The organism is Paractinoplanes ovalisporus (genome assembly GCF_016834655.1).
In the GTDB taxonomy this organism is placed as follows: Bacteria; Actinomycetota; Actinomycetes; order Mycobacteriales; family Micromonosporaceae; genus Actinoplanes; species Actinoplanes ovalisporus.
Genome location: NZ_JAENHP010000025.1, coordinates 96,814 through 114,133 on the forward strand (window position 1 = coordinate 96,814; position 17,320 = coordinate 114,133).

A 17,320-nucleotide genomic window follows, 5' to 3' on the forward strand; every position below is an offset into this window, starting at 1 on the left:
GGACATTGAACCCCAGGGTAGTGACGGCGCGTATAGATTGCCGTAGAGTCTTCCTCATTCGGGGACGTCCACGTTGGAGCGGTATATGCGGATAAGAGGCTTTGCGCCGTCGACGCCTTGCTGGGTGGAACTGACAGCTTCCGACCCGGACGATGCGGCTGGTTTCTACGCCGGACTCTTCGGCTGGCAGGTCGAGGGCGATCGATTCCTGCTCGACGGCAACGCGGTGGCCGGCATCGGCCGGACCCGTCCGGAACGGTCCGAGGGCTGGCTGACCTACCTGGCCGCACCCGACCTGCAGACCACGATCACCGACGTCACCAACGCCTACGGGCGGCAGCTGACCTGGCCCGAGGAGCGCCACGGCGCCCGTACGGCGGTCATGGCCGACGCCTCCGGTGCGATGTTCGGCCTGTGGCAGGCCGCCGGGTTCGCCGGCGCCCAGCTGCGCGGCGAGCCGGGCACGATGGAGTGGTCCGATCTGATCACCGACGACGTCACCGCGGCGACCCGGTTCTACGGCTCGGTCTTCGGCTGGACACTGACGCAGGAATTCGGCAGCAGCGAGTGGCTGTCCGAGGCCCACGACTCGGTGGCCGGCCTGATCACCGGCCGCTACGACGTCCGCTGGCAGCCCTCTTTCCAGGTGGCCGACACCACCGAGGCGATCGACCGCTGCGCCGGGCTGGGCGGCCGGGTGATCTCGGGACCGGTCGAGATGGGCCTGGGCAGCTACGTCGAGATGGTCGACCCGCACGGCGCCCCGTTCGCCGTCACCGCGCCGGTGCATCGCCCAGTCGAGTTGAATGTCGCCTACAACGACATCATCGGCATGGAGCTGACCTACGGCGGGTAAGGGAACAGGCGTTCGAAGGAGATGAGCGCCATGACCGATCTGAACGCCGAGAAAGACCCGTCCGACTGGACCACCGGTGACGAACCGGCGACCGGCGCGCAGGAGTCCTACCTGCACACGCTGGCCACCGAGGCGCACGAAGAGGTGCCGGAGGGCCTGACCAAGGCCGACGCGTCCCGCAAGATCGACGAGTTGCAGGAAAAGACTGGCCGCGGCCAGTAGCCGGAAGGCCGACCCATCCCGGGTCGGCCTTCTTTTTTGCCTTGCGTGTCAACCGGGGTTGACGGGGGCGCCGCGTCAACGTAAGTTGACAGGATGACCGAAGCAACCGACCTCGCCGCGGCGGCGAGCAGCGCCGATCCCCGGGTCGGCCTGCGCGCGGTCGTGGCGCTGCGCCGCCTGCTCGAGGGCCTCGAGCATCTGCAGGTGGCCAACGCCCGCCGCAAGGGCTGGTCCTGGCAGGAGATCGCCGACGCGCTCGAGGTGACCCGCCAGGGCGTACACAAAAAGCACGCGCGCCTGATGCCGGCGCCGGACCCACGGGAGGACTGAACAATGTTCGAGCGATTCACCGCGGACGCGCGCGCCGTCGTCGTCACCGCCCAGACCGACGCCCGGTCGATGCACCACGAGCACATCGGCACCGAACACGTGCTTCTCGCGCTGCTGGCCGATCCGGACGGCGCGGTCGCCCGCTCGACCGGGCTCGATGCCGAGACTGTCCGCGCCGACATCCTCGAGCGCATCGGCGGGCACACGCAGGACGGCCCGGTGCTGAGCGAGGCCGACGCCGAGGATGCGGCCGCGCTCAAGGCGATCGGGATCGACCTGGCCGCCGTACGGGAAGCCATTGAAGCCAACTTCGGAGCCGGCGCCCTGAAGTTGCCGCGCCCGGCCAAGAAGAAGGGGTTGTTCGGCAAGTTCTCCGCGTCGAGCGGGCACATCCCCTTCACCAACCGCAACAAGAAGGTGCTCGAGCTGTCGCTGCGCGAGGCGATCCGGCTCAAGCAGAAGTTCATCGCGCCCGAGCACATCATGCTGGGGCTGCTGCGCGAGGGGAAGGGCCTGGCCGCGCTGATCATGGCCGACCGGGGCATCGACTTCGACCGCCTGAAGGCCGACATGGAGCGCTCGGTCTCCTTGGAAGATCAACCCCGGTAGTAGACCCTCAGCTGGTGACCGTCGGCGGTGTGATGCCAGCCGACGTCCCCCAGGGTGGTGATGTCCGGCCGCTTCTCGAGCCAGGCGGCCGCCATCGCGAACGCCTCAGCCGGCGTCTCCCCGATGAAGACGACCCGGCGTTCCCACTCCTCGAAGACGGCCTGACGGGCCCGGGGTCCGCCGACGATCGCGGTCGGACCGATCCGGCGCCCGTTGCGCACCCCGCGCACATACCAGTCGTTGAGCTCCTCGTCGTGGTCGACCGACCAGCCGTCGATGCGGCCCAGGTCGTTGACGATCGCGTTGCGCGCGCAGTCGAGGGCAGCATCCAGCGTGGCGAACTCGATCACTTCGCCCTCGTACTCCACCCGGAACGCCATCGCCTACCCCCACAGGCCGGGCCGAACCCAGGGCCCGACGATAGCCGATGTTGCGAGTAAGTTTCAGATCATGCCTGCTCACGTCCTGGTCACGGGAGCCGCCGGCCTGATCGGCAGCGCCGTTCTCGACCTCCTGGCCGCCCGGAGCATCACCACCACCGCGCTGGTTCCCGAGCCGGGCCCAACCCAGGCTTCCCGTACGGTCGTGGCCGACGCCCGTGACACCGCGCGGGTCGCGGACGCTCTCGAAGGCGCCGACGCGGTCATCCACCTGGCCGCCATCCCCACCCCCGACCGCGATCCCGACGAGGTGGTCTTCGGGCACAACTCGCAGGCCACGTTCACGGTGCTCGACCAGGCGGCCCGGCGCGGGGTGAGCAGCATCGCGTTCGCCAGCAGCTACGCGATCGGCGGGCTGCCGTTCGCGCGGGTCCCGCTGAGCCTGCCCTACCTGCCGATCGACGCCTCGTTGCCCCTGCAGATCACCGACCCGTACGCCCTCTCGAAGCGCGCCGACGAGGCCACCGCCGACATGATCCACCGCCGTTACGGCACAACCGTGACGGCTCTGCGCCTGCCGTTCGTCGGCGGGTTCGATCGCCTCCGTCCGATGGCCGCTCTCTACACGAGTGACCCTGGGCGCGGGGCCGCCGACGTGTGGAGTTACCTCGACGTGCGTGACGCGGCCACCGCCCTGGTCGCGGCCCTCTCCCCCACCGTGCCCGGCAATCATGTGCTCTATGTGGCCGCGCCCGACACGCTCGCGCCCCAGCCGACCGAGTGGCTGCTCGACCAGTTCCATCCCGGCGTACCCAGGCCGCACTTCCCCGGCCGTACGGTGCCGATCGACCTCAGCCCCGCCCGCGATCTGCTGGGCTTCACCGCCACCCACGTGTTCGCATGAACGCGCCCACCATCACCGGCGTCCGGGCCGTCGTGACCGCGCCCGAGGGCGTCAACCTGGTCGTGGTGCGGATCGACACGTCCGAGCCCGGCCTGTACGGGCTGGGCTGCGCGACCTTCCACCAGCGCTACGCGGCCGTGGTCGCCGCGCTGGACACCCACGTCACCCCGCTGCTGCTCGGCCGCGACGTCTCCCGGATCGCCGACATCCACCGCACGCTGCACTTCTCGTCATACTGGCGGGGCGGTCCGGTGCTCAACAGCGCCCTGTCCGGCGTGGACATGGCGCTGTGGGACATCGCCGGCAAACGGGCCGGGCTGCCGGTACACGACCTGGTCGGCGGGCGGCTGCGCGACGCCGTGCCGGTCTATCTGCACGCGTCGGGCGCCACGATCGACGAGACCCTGGACGACGCGCAGGCGCTGGTCGAGGCCGGCTACCGCCACGTCCGCCTGCAGACCGGTCAACCCGGCCTAGGCACGTACGGGGCGCCCGGCACCTCGAACGCCCACCCCGGCGCGCCCTACCCCGACGGCTGGGACGTCGGCTTCTACCTGCGCCAGACCCCGCGCCTGTTCGCCGCCGCCCGGGCCCGCCTCGGCGACGACGTCGAACTGCTTCACGACGTGCACAGCCGGCTCACGCCGAAGCAGGCGGTCACACTGGCGCGGTCCCTGGAACCGTACGGGCTGTTCTTCCTGGAGGATGTGATCGCGCCCGAGCATTACGACGAGCTTCCCGCCGTACGGGCTCAGGCCCCGGTCCCGCTGGCCGTGGGCGAACTGACCGTCTCGGTGGCCGACGCCGCCCGCCTGGTGACCGCCGGCGGCGTCGACCTGCTGCGCTGCCACATCTCCGCGATCGGCGGCTTCACGCCCGGCCTGAAGCTGGCAACGTTGTGCGAGATGCACGGCGTGCGAACGGCCTGGCACGCCCCCGCCGACGTCTCCCCGATCGGCGCCGCCGCGAACTTGGCGCTCGACGTGACAAGTCCCGCGTTCGGCATCCAGGAGGGCCACATCTACCCCGACGTGGTCCACGAGATCCTCCCCGGCACTCCCGTGATCGAGGCCGGTTACGCCCACCCGTCGCTTTCCCCCGGTTGGGGCATCGACTTGAACGAGAAGGCGGCAGCGCGCTACGAACCGGTGGTGGGCGGGCATGAGCGCTGGGCCGCCACGGTCCGCCGCCCCGACGGTTCGATCGAGGCCCCTTAGCCTGTGCAAAACCCGTTGTGGCGGCAACGCCGTCCTGTGGACGAACACCCTTGATCAGCTTGACGGGGCGTACCTTCAACCCCAGCTCTCCCCCGGGTGGGTGGACGGGGTTAGGTGGGGGGCCTTCACGTGAGGACTACCACTTAGTGTTTCAAATCTGAAAAGAGTTACAGTTTCCGGATGGCCGACCCCCTGACGGACACCCAGCAAGTCGCCTGGCGCACCTTCATCGAGAGCTCGTGGGCACTGCACACGCACCTCGAAGACGAGCTCCGCGCCCAGACCGGCCTCAGCATGAACGACTACCACGTGCTGGTCGTGCTCTCCGAGGCCCCCGAACACCGGCTCCGCATGGGTGAACTGGCGGGCCGGCTGGTCTTCTCGCCGAGCCGCATCACCTACCAGATCAGCTCGATGGTCAAGCGTGGCCTGGTTCGCAAGCAGCCCTGCCCGGAGGACGGGCGCGGCCAGGAGGCCGTACTCACCGACGAGGGTATGCGGGCGCTCGAGTCCGCGGCGCCGCTGCACCTCATCACCGTCCGGGACAGCTTCATCGACCTTCTCGACCCGGACGAACTGGCCGTGATCGCCCGGGTGTTCGCCAAGGTGCGGAAGGCCTGAACCGGCTCCCTGGTATTTCAGTTTTGAAAGAGTTATGGTTCAGGGACCACGAGTCAGGAGGCACGCCATGCCCGCCATCACCGTCGACGACGTTCTTGTTCTGCCGCGGCTTCCTCAGCTCGACCCCGCCGCCACGAGCTTCCGTCCGGTTCGCCGCCTCACCACCGCCCCGAGCGGCTTCGAGGGTGAGGGCTTCCCGGTGCGGCGGGCGTTCGCCGGGGTGCCGGTGAACGAACTCGACCCGTTCATCCACCTCGATCAGATGGGTGAGGTCGACTACGCGCCGGGCGAGCCGAAGGGGACCCCTTGGCACCCCCACCGCGGGTTCGAGACGGTCACCTACATGATCGACGGGATCATGGACCACCAGGACTCGCTGGGCAGCGGTGGCACGATCGCCAACGGCGACACCCAGTGGATGACCGCCGGCCAGGGGATCCTGCACATCGAGGCGCCGCCGGAGCACCTGGTGACCAGCGGCGGCCTGTTCCACGGGCTGCAGCTGTGGGTCAACCTGCCTCGGGCGGCCAAGATGATCACGCCGAAGTACCAGGACATCCGCGGGCGGGAGGCGGCCCTGCTGACCACGCCCGACGGCGGCAGCCTGATCCGGGTGATCGCGGGCGAGGTCGGCGGGCACGCCGGTCCGGGTTCCACGTTCACGCCGATCAACCTGGCCCACATCACGCTGCAGCCGGGCGCCCGGATCGACCTGCCCTGGCAGCCCGACTACAACGCGCTGGTCTACGTGCTGGCCGGGCGCGGCACGGTGGGGGTCGAGCAGCGCCCGATCCACATCGGTCAGCTCGCCGCGCACGGCAAGGGTGACGCCATCCGGGTCAGCGCCGACGCCACGCAGGACTCCAACATTCCGGCGATGGAGCTGTTCGTGATGGGCGGCCGCCCGATCCGGGAGCCGGTGGCGCACTACGGCCCGTTCGTCATGAACACGCAGGCCGAGCTCAAGCAGGCCTTCGAGGACTTCCAGAAGGGCCGGCTGGGCGTCATCCCGGCCGAGCGCATGCCGCACACCGATTGATCACGGAGAGTTCCATAAGGGACGTATTGGGGGCGTTCCGGTATGCACACCGGGACGCCCTGATTGATCTACCCTGCTCCGCATGGTGGTGATCGAGCGGTTCGCGGAGCTTGTCGTACGGGGCGGCATCAACGTCCAGCCTGGGCAGGGCGTTGTGCTCTATACGGACACGGCCCACGTCGAGATCGCCCGGGCCGTGACCGAGGCCGCGTACGCCGCGGGCGCCGCCTGGGTGGAGCCGATCTGGAGTGACGGGCCGATGCGCCGGTCGGCGGTGCGGCACGCGACGATCGAAAACCTTTCCCTCGTACGCCCGTGGGCCCTGGCCCGCATCGAGGAGTGGCGCGAGGCCGGCGCCGCCTGGATCCGGCTGCTCGGCGAGGCCGACCCGCACCTGCTCGACGGGCTCGACCCGGCCAAGGTCGCCGCCGGTCCCGCCGAGGAGACGCAGGCGATGCGCCGGGCCGTGTTCAACGGCATGCGCTGGACCGTCGTGGGCGCCCCGAACCCCGGCTGGGCGCGCGAGGTCTTCGGCGAGCCCGACGTCGAACGGTTGTGGAAGGCCGTCGGCACCGCCATGCGCCTCGACGTGGAGGATCCGGTCGCGGCCTGGCAGAAGCGGGCCGGCATGCTCGCCGAGCGGGGCCGCCAGCTGGACGCGCTCGAACTGACCGAGCTGCGCTACTCCGGCGAGGGCACCGACCTGACTGTGGGCCTGCTTCCGGACAGCCGCTGGAAGGGCGGCGGCCTGGTCGACGCCGACGGGATCCCGTACCTGCCGAACATCCCGACCGAAGAGGTGTTCACCAGCCCCGACCGGCGCCGCGCCGAGGGCGTGATCCGGGTGACCCGGCCGGTGGTGATCGCCGGCCAGGTGATCACCGGTCTGCGGGTGACGTTCGCCGGTGGGCGGATCACCGAGGTGGCGGCCGACGAGAACGCCGACGTGGTGCGCGCCCACCTCGACACCGACGAGGGCGCCCGCCACCTGGGTGAGGAGGCGCTGGTCGACCGGGACAGCCGCATTGCCCGTACGGGCGTGGTCTTCCACAACATGCTCTTCGACGAGAACGCCGCCTGTCACGTGGCGTGGGGTCAGAGTTTCCCGTTCGCGGTCGCCGGTGGGGGCGAGATGAGCGAGCAGCAGCGGGCCGACCTGGGCCTGAACATGTCGAGCGTGCACACCGATGTGGTGATCGGCGGCGAGGGGATCACGGTCACCGGGCGCGGCCCGCGCGGTATCGTCGAGATCATCCGCGACGACGAATGGGTACTGTGATGCGGGTTCTCGTGCTGGGCGGCACCGGTTTCGTCGGCCGCGCCATCACCGAACAGCTGGACGAGCCGACCCTGTTCAACCGTGGCACCAGCCCCCTGTTCCCCACGGCCGAGCACCGCCGCGGCGACCGCGAGACCGGCGACTACGCCTCACTGATGACCGGAGAGTGGGACGCGGTCGTCGACGTGACCGCTTACTTTCCGTGGCAGGTACGCCAGACGATGGATGCGCTGGGTGACCGCGTACGGCGCTATCTCTTCATCTCCAGCCACGCCGTCTTCGCCGGGGCGGGTGACGAGCTGCGCCCCGCGATCCCCGACGCCGAGCCGCCGTTGACCAACGCCACCTACGGTCCGTCCAAGGTGGCCTGCGAGCGGGAGGTGGTGGCCCGTTTCGGCGAGCGGGCCACGATCGTACGGCCGGTGAAGGTGGCCGGCCCGCACGACAACCAGACCGGCCTCACCACTTGGACGCGGGCGGCCGCACGCGGCGGCCGTTTCGAGCTCCCCGGCGACCCGTCACAGCCCGTGCAGTTGGTCGATTCGCGCGACCTGGCCCGGCTCGTGGTGAAGCTTCTCGACAAGGACCGGGGTGGCGCCCACACGGCGGCCGGCCCGTCGACCGACCTGGCTGGCTTGATGGCGGTCTGCGCGGCCGCCGCCGGCACCGAGGTCGAGATCGTGCCGGTGCCCGAGCAGTCGTACTTTCCGCTGGTGAAGCCGCGCGAACTGTGGAACACCCAGAACCGCAAGCCGGCCGAGGACCAGACGGTGACGCCGTTGGAAACGACTGTTCAAGACGTGCTGGCCTGGGACCGCACCCGCCCACCGGTCTGATCTCACGCCCGGACCGTGGCTGTGTGCCGTTCCTCAGGCAAGCCGGGTGAGCAGGATCCGACCGCCCTCATAGACGCCGCCGTCGATGTTGAGGACGCGGCCGGCTGCGTATCGCAACGGCTCGCGCACCTCGCCCGGCACCATCCCGAAGTGCTTGGTCAGGGTGCTGTGCCCATGCACCAGCCGGCCGGCGCCATACGTTCTGAGCATGGTGCTGACCGCATCGCCGGGCGCGGCGGTCTCGCTGTCGCGGAAGGAGCCGCGGTCGCTCATCCGCCGGGCGAACAGTGCCCAGCCCCGGACGTCACGGTCGGCGAGAGCTTCGCTGACCGCGGCGTTGACGGCGGTGACGCTGTCACCGAATTCGAGGTAGGAAGTGGTGTCGGAGTGGATCAGCAGGTGATCGTCGAGCACCGTCATGGCGGGCCGAGCGGCGATCCATGAGACGTGGTCACCGGTGAGCCGGCGCAGGTCGTCGTCGCGCCCTCCGAAGCGAGCCCAGCCACCCCGGAAACCGCCCGGCTCGTCCCATCCGGGCACCGGCGTCGTGCCGAAGAGGTGAGCCGCCATCAATTGCACCTCGTGATTGCCCAGGAGTGCGCCGACCTCGCCGCCCGCCTCGGCGGCCTGCCGGGTCCACCGCCGGATGTCGTCGATGACGCCGATGCCGTCCGGTCCCCGGTCGACGTAGTCGCCCAGAAGCCACAACCGGGCATCCCGCCCCGACCACTGGCCGGCGCCATCGACCAGACCGGAGTCGCGCAGGACACCCCGAAACTCCGAGCGGTGTCCGTGCACGTCGGCGGCGACGAACAACGGTCGTGGCAACCGACTCTCGATCATGAAGGAAATCTATCAATCCGGCGGCGGAGCTGTGGCCCGAGCGGCAGTCGCCCAGCGTCGGACGCCCTGCGTCGGACGGGGCAGTGGCGGACGAGCAGTGGCGGACGGACAGCGGCGGAGGGACAGCGGCGGACCGGCCCGCGCCGTGCCCACTTGATCAACCCACACGGCAAGGCCCTCCCTACCGGGGGACCCCCACCCTATTTCTCATCCTGCCAAAGGTGGGCGATCTTGGCGGGGGTGGCTGTGGATAACTCTGCACTGTGGATAACCCGATCGGAGCCTCCGGGCTCGGGCAGGATGGCGGCATGGCACCCACAGCGGCGTATGACGAGATCGCGGACTGGTATGAGAACGACTTCCTGCCGGCGAGCCGGCCCGGTGATCCGATCGGTGTGCAGCGTCAGCTGGACGAACTTCTGGGGCGGGGCAGCGGCACCTGTCTCGAGGTCGGCTGTGGCACCGGGGTGCACGCGGCCCAGCTGAAGAGCCTCGGCTGGTCGCCGGTCGGAGTGGATCTGTCGGCGGGCATGCTGGCGTACGGGAGAAGCAAACTTCCGGTGGCGCGAGCGGATGCGACCCGGCTGCCGGTGCGGAGCGGGTCGGTGCCGGCGGTTGTCGCGATGCTGGTGCACACCGACATGGGGGACTACCCGGCCGTGTTGCGCGAGGTCGGCCGGGTGCTCGACGAAGGTGGCGTGTTTATCCACGTGGGAGTGCATCCGGCCTTCTGCGGCGGGTTCGCCGATCGCAGCGATCCCGCGGCTGTGGTGATCAGGCCGGGCTATCTCGACGGTCACTGGACCAAGGATTCCTGGACTACCGAGGGGGTACGCAACCGGGTCGGCGCTACGCACATCCCCCTGCCTGCGCTGTTCCAGGCGGTGCTCGACGCGGGACTCACCCTGACGGGCTTCGCCGAGGGCGGCAGTCCGGTTCCGACCACCCTGGCGTTCCGGGCGACGAAGGTCAGACCATGAACATCATCGCGCCGACGCCCAGCAGGACCAGCAGCAGCATGGCGATCAGCAGCCCCTTCTCGGCGGAGGCGGCGGCTTCGGTGTCGGTGGCGGCGGCGGTGGTGGCGATGGGTTCGCTGCTCATGGGCTGGTCCCTCCGGGGCGTCTCGGCGTGCGGGCGCCGGGCTGGCGTCTTAGATTCGAGGGCGTGCCAATTCCGGACTGGTTTCTCAGTACAGAGGAGCGTGGCAACCCGGACTCCTCCATACCCACATGGTGCGCGGGAAACGCTGCCGAACCGCTTATTCACGGCAAAACATATTTTGACCGCCTGGTTACGGAGGTGGAAAGTCTCCGCGAGGGTGACCACCTGTTCTTCACCGACTGGCGGGGCGACCCGGACGAGCGGATGCGCGACGACGGCCCGACCATCGCCGAGCTGTTCAGCGACGCGGCCCGGCGCGGTGTGGTGGTCAAGGGGCTGCTCTGGCGTTCCCACCTCGACAAGCTCGCCTACAGCGAGGAGGAGAACCGCAACCTCAGCGAGGCGATCCGCGAGGCGGGCGGGGAGGTCCTGCTCGACCAGCGCGTACGCCGTGGGGGTTCACACCATCAGAAGCTCGTCGTGCTGAGGCACCCGGGCCGGCCCGAGCTCGACGTGGCGTTCGCGGGCGGCATCGACCTGTGTCACAGCCGGCGCGACGACGAACGGCACCTCGGTGATCCGCAGGCGGTGGCGATGGCCAAGGCGTACGGGCCGAATCCGCCCTGGCACGACGTGCAGCTCGCCCTGCGGGGGCCGGTCGTGGGGGTGCTCGACCTCACATTCCGGGAGCGGTGGAACGAGCCCGACGACCTGGACCAGCACGGGCCGATCTCGACGATCACCGACAAGCTGCAGCACGCCGACATGAGCGCCGACAAGCTGCCGGAACAGCCGCCGGACCCGCCCGAGTGCGGGACCCTGAACGTCCAGACCCTGCGGACGTATCCGGCGATGCGCCCGAAGTACGACTTCGCGCCGCACGGGGAGCAGAGCATCGCCCGCGGTTACACGAAGGCGATCAAGCGGGCGCGGCGGCTCATCTATCTCGAGGACCAGTACCTGTGGTCGGCCGAGGTGGCCCGGTTGTTCGCGGACGCGCTGCGGGCCCACCCCGACCTGCATCTGATCGCCGTGGTGCCCCGGCATCCGGACGTGGACGGCGCGTTCGCGTTGCCGCCCAACCAGATCGGCCGCGAGAAGGCGATCGCGCTCTGCACGATGGCCGCGCCCGAGCGGGTGCACATCTTCGACCTGGAGAACGAGGCCGGCACACCGATCTACGTGCACGCCAAGGTCTGCGTGATCGACGACGTGTGGTGCAGCGTGGGCAGCGACAACTTCAACCGTCGTTCGTGGACGCACGACAGCGAGCTGTCCAACGCCATCCTCGACGAGACACGCGACGGGCGGGCGCCGCTCGATCCGGCCGGCCTGGGCGACGAGGCACGGCAGTTCCCGCGGCGGCTCCGGCAGACGCTGATGCGGGAGCACCTGTGCCGCGAGGATGCCAGTCTCGAAGACCCCGCTGACGCCGTACGGGAAATGACCGCGGCGGCCGATGCTCTGAAGAAGTGGCACGACGCGGGACGCACGGGTGAGCGGCCCCCGGGACGGCTCATGCCGCACGAAACCACGCCGCTGCCCTGGTATCAGCGGTGGTGGGCGTCGCCGGCGTATCGGCTGGCGTACGACCCGGACGGACGCCGTTGGCGGGACCGGCTGGCTAACCGATGGTGAGCGTGCGGCGGCAGTCCTCCATCACGGAAGGCGACGCCAACGGGGCCCACGTCGGGAAGACCGACCGGAAGTAGTCACCGGCCTTGGCCGCGATCTCGTCCGAGCGCTCGTAGACGTCGAGCTCGTTGACGATGCTGAGGTCGGCGAAGGCGCGCACCTCGGCCGGGGTCGGTGACTCGGCGTGGCCGGTGAAACGGCTCCAGACGGTCTGGGTCTGCGGCAGCGCCCGCCACGTACGGTCACGGTCGCAGCCGCCGTAACGGTAGACCAGCGCCTCGGCGGCCGGGCCGATCAGGTCGCGCAGTTCCTGCCGGGCGGTCACGTCGAGCAGCACGACGGGGAAGCCGTCGGTCCCGTACGCGGCGTGGGTCAGACCCGCGAGCTGCTCGTCCTCGCCGAGAGCGTGGCCGCGGAGGCGTTCGTGCACCCGGCCCAGGTGCTCGTAGAGCGAGCCCCCGGCGTGCGGGATCGACTCGGCGCCACGGTCACGCAGCCAGGCGCGGACCCGGTCGGCATCAGTCACTTCGTACTCCCCGTCGTGAGGCAGCAGTCACTTCGTACTCCCCGTCGTGAGGCAGCAGTCACTTCAGAACTCCCACGTGTGCGGCATCAGGATCGGTGCGTCGGGGTCGCCGCCGGCCGCGAGGCCGATGCGCCACACGCCCATGGGCGGGCGTCCGAGGTCGAGCCAGCGGTCGAGGATCGTGTGGGCGTCGGCCGCGTAACGGTCGGCCGCGCCGCCACCGGCCAGCACCTGGCCGTCGGGCAGGATCACCGCACCACCCGTACGGTCCTCGTCGAGCAGCACCAGGCAACTCTGCTCGTGACCGGGCACGGCGGCGTGGGTCGCGCGGCGGTTCCACACCCCGGCCGCGTACCAGAGGTCACGATAGGCGAGCGGTTCCAGGGGCGGGTTCCAACGGCTTTCCCCGTACGGGATGAAGCCCTTGATCGTGCCCGGCGGCGCGGGTGTGGGGAACGGGTGGGCGGCGGTCAGCGGCCCGGCGGCGGTCATGAACCCGGCCGGCGTGACGACACGGGCCGTCAAGTCTTCGGCGATCGCCAGGACGGGATGGGTGCCGGCGTGTTCGACCGGGGCCACGATCGGTGCCGGCCAGTGCGGCGAGATCCCGGCCACGCCGACGGTGACGATCACCCGGTCGACGGCCAGCTCCGGGAGGCCCGCGTAGCCGTCGGCGTGCTCCACCCGTACGCCCGCGACTCCCGCCCGGGCCAGCGACGCGCGGGCGCGTTCGACGACGTCCTCCTGCACGTCGATGCTGACGACCCGCGCGCCGAGACCGGCCAGCAGCGCCGCGTTGTAGCCGGTCCCGGCCCCGATCTCGAGCACGGTCTGGCCGGGGTGGACGTCCAGCGTCTCGATCATGAGCGCCATCAGCGACGGCTGGCTGGACGAGCTGACCGGCGTACGGCCGTCGACCTTGGTGATCAGAACGTCGTCGCTGTAGACGACGTCGAGGAAGTCAGGGTCGGCCGGCTTGGCCCACGTGCCGTCGCGGCGCTGGAACCCGTCGGGCACGAACACCTCACGCGGCACCTCGGCGAAGGCAGCGGCCAGCCGCGGCGAGAGGGCGACTCCCCCTTGCCGGATCCGCTCGACAAAGCCCGCCCGCGGCCCCACGGCCTCACCCTAACCGCGGCAACCCGGCGGCAACCGTTTCGCACTCATCGATCCGTACGGGACACCGATCGTGACTGGTGAACAACCGCCGCTTCGTTGCTTTCCGGGAGGTCACCCGTGCGTCGCATCGTTCCGCTGCTCGTCGCCGTGGCCATGCTGACCGGTTGCGCGTCGGCCCGTTCCGCGGCGGCCCCGGCGGCCCCTTCGACCCCGCCTGTCACACCGGTCGCGGCGGCGCCAGTTCTCGCGAACACCGGGGACGACTGGCCTGCGGTTGTCGGTTCCCTGATCGCGTACGGGCAATGGCTGCTCTCCGCCCCCGACCCGGCACTCGCCTCGAAGGTCACCACCCCCGGTTGCGCCGGCGCCGAATCCCTCACCGAGGAGCTGGCGTCCCTGGTCGACCAGGACGCGCGCGTGCGCACCAGCGCGGTCGTGCTGACGTCAATCACCGGCCCGTCGTCGCCCGCCGGAGACCGCGTGGTCGTGCGTTTCCAGGCGTCCCGCCCGGCCGAGCCGGTTGTCGTCCGCAGTCACAGTGGGCTGAGCCCGTCGGCCCGCACGATCTGGCTGGAGGACCGTCCCCAGCTGGCTCCGACCACATTCCGGGTCACGCTGACCCGCAACGACGACCAGGCCTGGCGCTTCTGCACCGTGACCGACACCGCGGGCGACCCGGAGTCCGAGGCCATCACCCGCTTGCTCTGACCCCGTTGGCATCCGCACCTGCTCTGACCCCGCTGGCAGTCGCACACCTGCTCTGACCCCGTTGGCAGTCGCACGCCTGCTCTGACCCCGGGGATACGCACGCTATATGGGGCGCTCAGACCACGTGGCGCCGAGCGCGTCGCCGGGCCTGCCGGGCCGCCGGCATCTGGGACTCGTCCAGCCACGAGCCGGCCTGCGTGGTGGCGCGGTCGGCCGTGTAGATGACGGTTGAATAGGACTTCTCGTCCCCGACGCGCAGTTCGGGATTTCTCGGTGCCCCGGCGTAGGGCCCGGTGTCGGCGTGGGACACCGCGTCGGCGACGCCGCCCAGCGCCCGGAAGCGCCGCCGCAGCCATCTCATGAACATGCCGCCTCCTCGCCCGCGGATGGCAGAAGCGCCGCCAGGGTCCCGGCCGCCACGGCCACAACGTCGGTTCCGTCATTCATCGCGTGCCGCAGGACCAGCCCCGCGCTGAGCGCACCCCAGGCCGCGACCAGCTGCGGGACCGGCAGAGCCGGGCGCAGCCCGAGTCGATCGCAGCTCTCGGTCAGCCGCGCGCCGAGTTCCCCATCGAGCCGTGCCTGCACGTCCGCGACCCGCCCCGCATGCTCCGCCCGCCCGGCCAGCGCCGCCGTGGCCTCGGCCGACACGAGCGCCCAGCGACCAACTTCCGCGGCGACGTGCCCCGGGTTGAGCGCGGCCAGCAACTCCTCGCGGCTGCCGGCCTCTCGCAACGCCGCACCGATCGCCCCGGCCACGGCCTCGCTGTTGGCCTCGACCAGCGCGTGCCAGAGCCCTTCCTTGCCACCGAAGTGCTTGTAGACCGCCCCACGCGTGTAGCCGCCCTCGGCCGCGACCTCCTCGACGGTCGCCGCCAGATAGCCGCGCCGCAGAAACACTTCCCGCCCCGCCCCGAGCAGCCGCGCGTGGGTCTGCTCCTGGCTCTGGGCTCGTGTCAGCCGCACCCGAACGCCCTTTCAGTAACGCGACGTTTCCAGAAACACGACGTTACCGAAAAGCTTGCGCTCCGGCCAACAACCTGTCACGACTCCGGTCCGCGGTGCGGAAGAGTCCTGCGGACGGCAGCTGGGACACCGGCGGCGCGACACCGGAAAAGTCATGCGGCGACCACGGCTGCGGACAACCGGTCGGGGACGTCGGCCGCGTGGTACGGGTGTTCGGTGGGCTCGATGTTCTCGAGGAACGTGGCGTAGAGCAGCGCCGCCCGCAGCGGGGCCACGGGCCGCATCAGGGAGACCGCCCGCAACGGGTCCGAACCGGGGACCGTCTGCTTCCAGCGGGTGGCCCAATCGGCCAGCAACTGGTCGCGGGCGGCCAGGGGTGAACCCTCGCCGGTGGCGCCGTCGGTCAGGCGCAGGATGTCGAGGGCCGGGTGGCCGAACGTGCAGTCGCCCCAGTCCATGATGGTCAGACGGCCGGCGTCGTCGGTGCGGACGTTGCCGGGGTGCAGGTCTCCGTGGACCAGGGTGTCGGGCAGGCCGCACTCGGCGATCGCGGCGAACCGGGACGGCAGGTCTTCGATCAGGGCTTCCAGGCCGGGAATGGACGCGGAGAACGGCTCGGCGACCTCCGCGTACGGTTCGACCTTCAGGCGGGCGTCGGGGATTCCCGCCAGCGGCCCGGGGTCGGCGGCGAAGTGGGCCTGCACGGGGTGGAAAGCGGCCGCTATGCGAGCGCACACCTCGGCTCCCGCGCCGTAGCGGTCCTCGCCGGGGGCGTGGGCCAGCAGCATCCGGCCGTTGTCGCCGTCGGCGATCAGCGAAGGCACCAGGCCGGGGAAGGCGGCGCCGACCATGCGCAGCGCGTACGGCTCGTGGGCGAAGAAGTTCGGCACCTGCTTGAGCCATGCCACGGGACGGCCGGTTGGGTCGTTCAGCCGCCAGATGGCCGACAGGTTCCAGGTGCGCTGCTGATGCGCGGTCACCCCGGGCACGACCGACGTCGCCCAGTCGATCGAGGCGGTCGGCCCTCCCACCTCGGCGTACGGCGCTCGCTGGGGGTGGGGCTTCACGAGGCTTTCGCCGTACGGGGAAACGGGGTTGATCTGACCGGGGAAGGAACCGGTGACCTCGGCCAGATAGGTGACGCGGCCACCGGGCGGCGCGGGGCGCTCGGCGCGCAGCAGCCGGAGCACCTGGACGCCGGGGCCGAAGCCGCTGACCTCCTGCCACCACGGCAGCTCGGCCTCGAACGGCGAGGCCTCGCCCAGCACCTCGCCCGAGCGATCGACCAGCATCAGCGTCACGATTCGCTTCACGACCGCAAACCGTAACGTGCGACCGATAGTTTGCTCACGTGGATTTCTCGCAGGTCGGTTGCCTCCTCGCCTTCGACGTCACCGAACCCGCCGAAGTGGTCCTGCAGATCTCGGCCGAAAAAACGGAAAAGTCCGATTTGTCAGCGACAAGAGGGGCGCTGAAACAGCTCGACGACGGCCAGGTGATGCTGCACGCACCCGAGGGACGGGTCGAGATCACGTACGAGGCCGAGATCAGGCCCGGAGGCGAGCCGTCACGCGTCACCGAGGTCGAGCGGATCATCGCCACGCGCCCGAGCCGGTACTGCCCGTCCGACCGCCTCGGCGGCTTCGCGATCAGGCAGTTCGGCGGGATGAAGGACGCGGCGGAGACCGTACGGGCGATCACTTCCTGGGTGTACGGCCATCTCGCGTACACACCGGGAAGCAGCGGCCCCACCACCGACGCGGTCGACACCCTGCTCAGTGGTGAGGGCGTGTGCCGCGACTACGCGCATCTGGTCGCCACGCTGTGCCGCGCGCTCGACATCCCGGCCCGGGTCGCCGCCGTCTACGCGCCGGGGCTCGACCCGATGGACTTCCACCTGGTCGTCGAGACCGCGCTCGACGGCCGCTGGCGGGTCTGGGACGCCACCCGGCTCGCGCCCCGGCCGAGCCTGATCCGCATCGCGACCGGCCGCGACGCCGCCGACACCGCCCTGGCCACCACGCTGTCGGGCGCGCTCACCATGCCCGACATCCGGATCACCGCCGTCGCGGGCGGCGACCTGCCGTTCGACGACCATTCCGGCCTGGTGTCACTGCCCTGACCCG

Annotated in this window: 22 protein-coding genes; 14 read left to right on the forward strand and 8 right to left on the reverse strand. The window is 70.4% G+C overall.

The genetic code is table 11. The features are described from left to right. Nucleotides 1-124: 124 nt before the first annotated feature. The 4 genes from JIG36_RS43495 to JIG36_RS43510 all read left to right on the forward strand — a co-directional run bounded on the left by JIG36_RS43495 (nucleotide 125) and on the right by JIG36_RS43510 (nucleotide 2,017). On the forward strand, nucleotides 125-856 hold the full coding sequence (locus JIG36_RS43495; protein ID WP_307873149.1) for a VOC family protein: 732 nt from the start codon (nucleotides 125-127) through the stop codon (nucleotides 854-856). Between the two features lie 30 nt (nucleotides 857-886). Next, on the forward strand, nucleotides 887-1,078 hold the full coding sequence (locus JIG36_RS43500; RefSeq protein WP_236049384.1) for a DUF3072 domain-containing protein: 192 nt from the start codon (nucleotides 887-889) through the stop codon (nucleotides 1,076-1,078). A 93-nt stretch (nucleotides 1,079-1,171) separates the two neighbouring features. Beyond that, a complete protein-coding gene (locus tag JIG36_RS43505) occupies nucleotides 1,172-1,408 on the forward strand; it encodes a helix-turn-helix domain-containing protein (RefSeq protein ID WP_184956233.1) in 237 nt (78 codons plus the stop codon). Nucleotides 1,409-1,411: 3 nt separating this feature from the next. Continuing rightward, complete coding sequence (locus JIG36_RS43510; RefSeq protein WP_203382741.1) at nucleotides 1,412-2,017, forward strand: Clp protease N-terminal domain-containing protein; 606 nt, start codon at nucleotides 1,412-1,414, stop codon at nucleotides 2,015-2,017. On the opposite strand, the gene JIG36_RS43515 is transcribed toward JIG36_RS43510, so the two are convergent. Beyond that, the gene (locus tag JIG36_RS43515; protein ID WP_203382742.1) at nucleotides 2,005-2,397 is read right to left on the reverse strand and encodes a hypothetical protein; all 393 of its coding nucleotides are present in this window, start codon (nucleotides 2,395-2,397) and stop codon (nucleotides 2,005-2,007) included. The two genes, JIG36_RS43510 and JIG36_RS43515, sit on opposite strands and share 13 nt — an antisense overlap. A gap of 70 nt (nucleotides 2,398-2,467) precedes the next feature. Here JIG36_RS43515 and JIG36_RS43520 point away from each other — a divergent pair, with 70 nt between their 5' ends. From JIG36_RS43520 to JIG36_RS43545, 6 genes are all read left to right on the forward strand, one after another. After that, nucleotides 2,468-3,301 (forward strand): NAD-dependent epimerase/dehydratase family protein, encoded by an 834-nt coding sequence (locus tag JIG36_RS43520; RefSeq protein WP_203382743.1) that lies wholly within the window; start codon nucleotides 2,468-2,470, stop codon nucleotides 3,299-3,301. Beyond that, nucleotides 3,298-4,518: an enolase C-terminal domain-like protein gene (locus tag JIG36_RS43525; RefSeq protein WP_203382744.1), complete on the forward strand. Its 1,221-nt coding sequence runs from the start codon at nucleotides 3,298-3,300 to the stop codon at nucleotides 4,516-4,518. Before JIG36_RS43520 ends, JIG36_RS43525 begins: the two co-directional genes overlap by 4 nt. Nucleotides 4,519-4,698: 180 nt before the next feature. Next, a complete protein-coding gene (locus JIG36_RS43530; RefSeq protein ID WP_203382745.1) occupies nucleotides 4,699-5,139 on the forward strand; it encodes a MarR family winged helix-turn-helix transcriptional regulator in 441 nt (146 codons plus the stop codon). 67 nt (nucleotides 5,140-5,206) lie between these two features. Continuing rightward, nucleotides 5,207-6,178 (forward strand): pirin family protein, encoded by a 972-nt coding sequence (locus JIG36_RS43535; RefSeq protein ID WP_203382746.1) that lies wholly within the window; start codon nucleotides 5,207-5,209, stop codon nucleotides 6,176-6,178. An 82-nt stretch (nucleotides 6,179-6,260) separates the two neighbouring features. Next, complete coding sequence (locus JIG36_RS43540; protein ID WP_203382747.1) at nucleotides 6,261-7,457, forward strand: aminopeptidase; 1,197 nt, start codon at nucleotides 6,261-6,263, stop codon at nucleotides 7,455-7,457. Further along, nucleotides 7,445-8,293 (forward strand): NAD-dependent epimerase/dehydratase family protein, encoded by an 849-nt coding sequence (locus JIG36_RS43545; RefSeq protein ID WP_236049385.1) that lies wholly within the window; start codon nucleotides 7,445-7,447, stop codon nucleotides 8,291-8,293. Before JIG36_RS43540 ends, JIG36_RS43545 begins: the two co-directional genes overlap by 13 nt. A gap of 33 nt (nucleotides 8,294-8,326) precedes the next feature. Here the strand turns inward: JIG36_RS43545 and JIG36_RS43550 are convergent, their stop codons facing one another. Further along, nucleotides 8,327-9,136 (reverse strand): metallophosphoesterase, encoded by an 810-nt coding sequence (locus JIG36_RS43550; protein ID WP_203382749.1) that lies wholly within the window; start codon nucleotides 9,134-9,136, stop codon nucleotides 8,327-8,329. Nucleotides 9,137-9,444: 308 nt separating this feature from the next. On the opposite strand from JIG36_RS43550, the gene JIG36_RS43555 reads away from it, so the two are divergent. Beyond that, nucleotides 9,445-10,116, forward strand: coding sequence for a class I SAM-dependent DNA methyltransferase (locus tag JIG36_RS43555; protein ID WP_203382750.1), 672 nt, complete (start codon nucleotides 9,445-9,447; stop codon nucleotides 10,114-10,116). On the opposite strand, the gene JIG36_RS53695 is transcribed toward JIG36_RS43555, so the two are convergent. Beyond that, a complete protein-coding gene (locus JIG36_RS53695; protein ID WP_268919912.1) occupies nucleotides 10,106-10,240 on the reverse strand; it encodes a hypothetical protein in 135 nt (44 codons plus the stop codon). The genes JIG36_RS43555 and JIG36_RS53695 overlap by 11 nt on opposite strands. Before the next feature lie 63 nt (nucleotides 10,241-10,303). Here JIG36_RS53695 and JIG36_RS43560 point away from each other — a divergent pair, with 63 nt between their 5' ends. Next, nucleotides 10,304-11,878 (forward strand): phospholipase D family protein, encoded by a 1,575-nt coding sequence (locus tag JIG36_RS43560; protein ID WP_203382751.1) that lies wholly within the window; start codon nucleotides 10,304-10,306, stop codon nucleotides 11,876-11,878. Here the strand turns inward: JIG36_RS43560 and JIG36_RS43565 are convergent. Both JIG36_RS43565 and JIG36_RS43570 read right to left on the reverse strand, forming a co-directional pair. Further along, nucleotides 11,865-12,401: a DUF6817 domain-containing protein gene (locus JIG36_RS43565; protein ID WP_203382752.1), complete on the reverse strand. Its 537-nt coding sequence runs from the start codon at nucleotides 12,399-12,401 to the stop codon at nucleotides 11,865-11,867. The genes JIG36_RS43560 and JIG36_RS43565 overlap by 14 nt on opposite strands. Nucleotides 12,402-12,464: 63 nt before the next feature. Continuing rightward, nucleotides 12,465-13,520 (reverse strand): protein-L-isoaspartate O-methyltransferase family protein, encoded by a 1,056-nt coding sequence (locus tag JIG36_RS43570; RefSeq protein ID WP_203382753.1) that lies wholly within the window; start codon nucleotides 13,518-13,520, stop codon nucleotides 12,465-12,467. A gap of 117 nt (nucleotides 13,521-13,637) precedes the next feature. Here JIG36_RS43570 and JIG36_RS43575 point away from each other — a divergent pair, with 117 nt between their 5' ends. Then, nucleotides 13,638-14,228: a lipoprotein gene (locus JIG36_RS43575; protein WP_203382754.1), complete on the forward strand. Its 591-nt coding sequence runs from the start codon at nucleotides 13,638-13,640 to the stop codon at nucleotides 14,226-14,228. Between the two features lie 115 nt (nucleotides 14,229-14,343). Here JIG36_RS43575 and JIG36_RS43580 read toward each other — a convergent pair whose 3' ends face one another. The 3 genes from JIG36_RS43580 to JIG36_RS43590 all read right to left on the reverse strand — a co-directional run bounded on the left by JIG36_RS43580 (nucleotide 14,344) and on the right by JIG36_RS43590 (nucleotide 16,507). Then, a complete protein-coding gene (locus JIG36_RS43580; RefSeq protein ID WP_203382755.1) occupies nucleotides 14,344-14,595 on the reverse strand; it encodes a hypothetical protein in 252 nt (83 codons plus the stop codon). Further along, nucleotides 14,586-15,194 carry a TetR/AcrR family transcriptional regulator gene (locus JIG36_RS43585; RefSeq protein WP_203382756.1) on the reverse strand — a complete coding sequence of 203 codons (609 nt, stop codon included), beginning with the start codon at nucleotides 15,192-15,194 and terminating at the stop codon, nucleotides 14,586-14,588. Before JIG36_RS43585 ends, JIG36_RS43580 begins: the two co-directional genes overlap by 10 nt. A 152-nt stretch (nucleotides 15,195-15,346) precedes the next feature. Continuing rightward, nucleotides 15,347-16,507, reverse strand: coding sequence for a phosphotransferase family protein (locus tag JIG36_RS43590; RefSeq protein ID WP_203382757.1), 1,161 nt, complete (start codon nucleotides 16,505-16,507; stop codon nucleotides 15,347-15,349). A 38-nt stretch (nucleotides 16,508-16,545) separates the two neighbouring features. Between JIG36_RS43590 and JIG36_RS43595 the strand changes: the two genes are divergently transcribed. Continuing rightward, nucleotides 16,546-17,316: a transglutaminase-like domain-containing protein gene (locus JIG36_RS43595; protein ID WP_307873150.1), complete on the forward strand. Its 771-nt coding sequence runs from the start codon at nucleotides 16,546-16,548 to the stop codon at nucleotides 17,314-17,316. The last annotated feature ends 4 nt before the right edge of the window (nucleotides 17,317-17,320 follow it).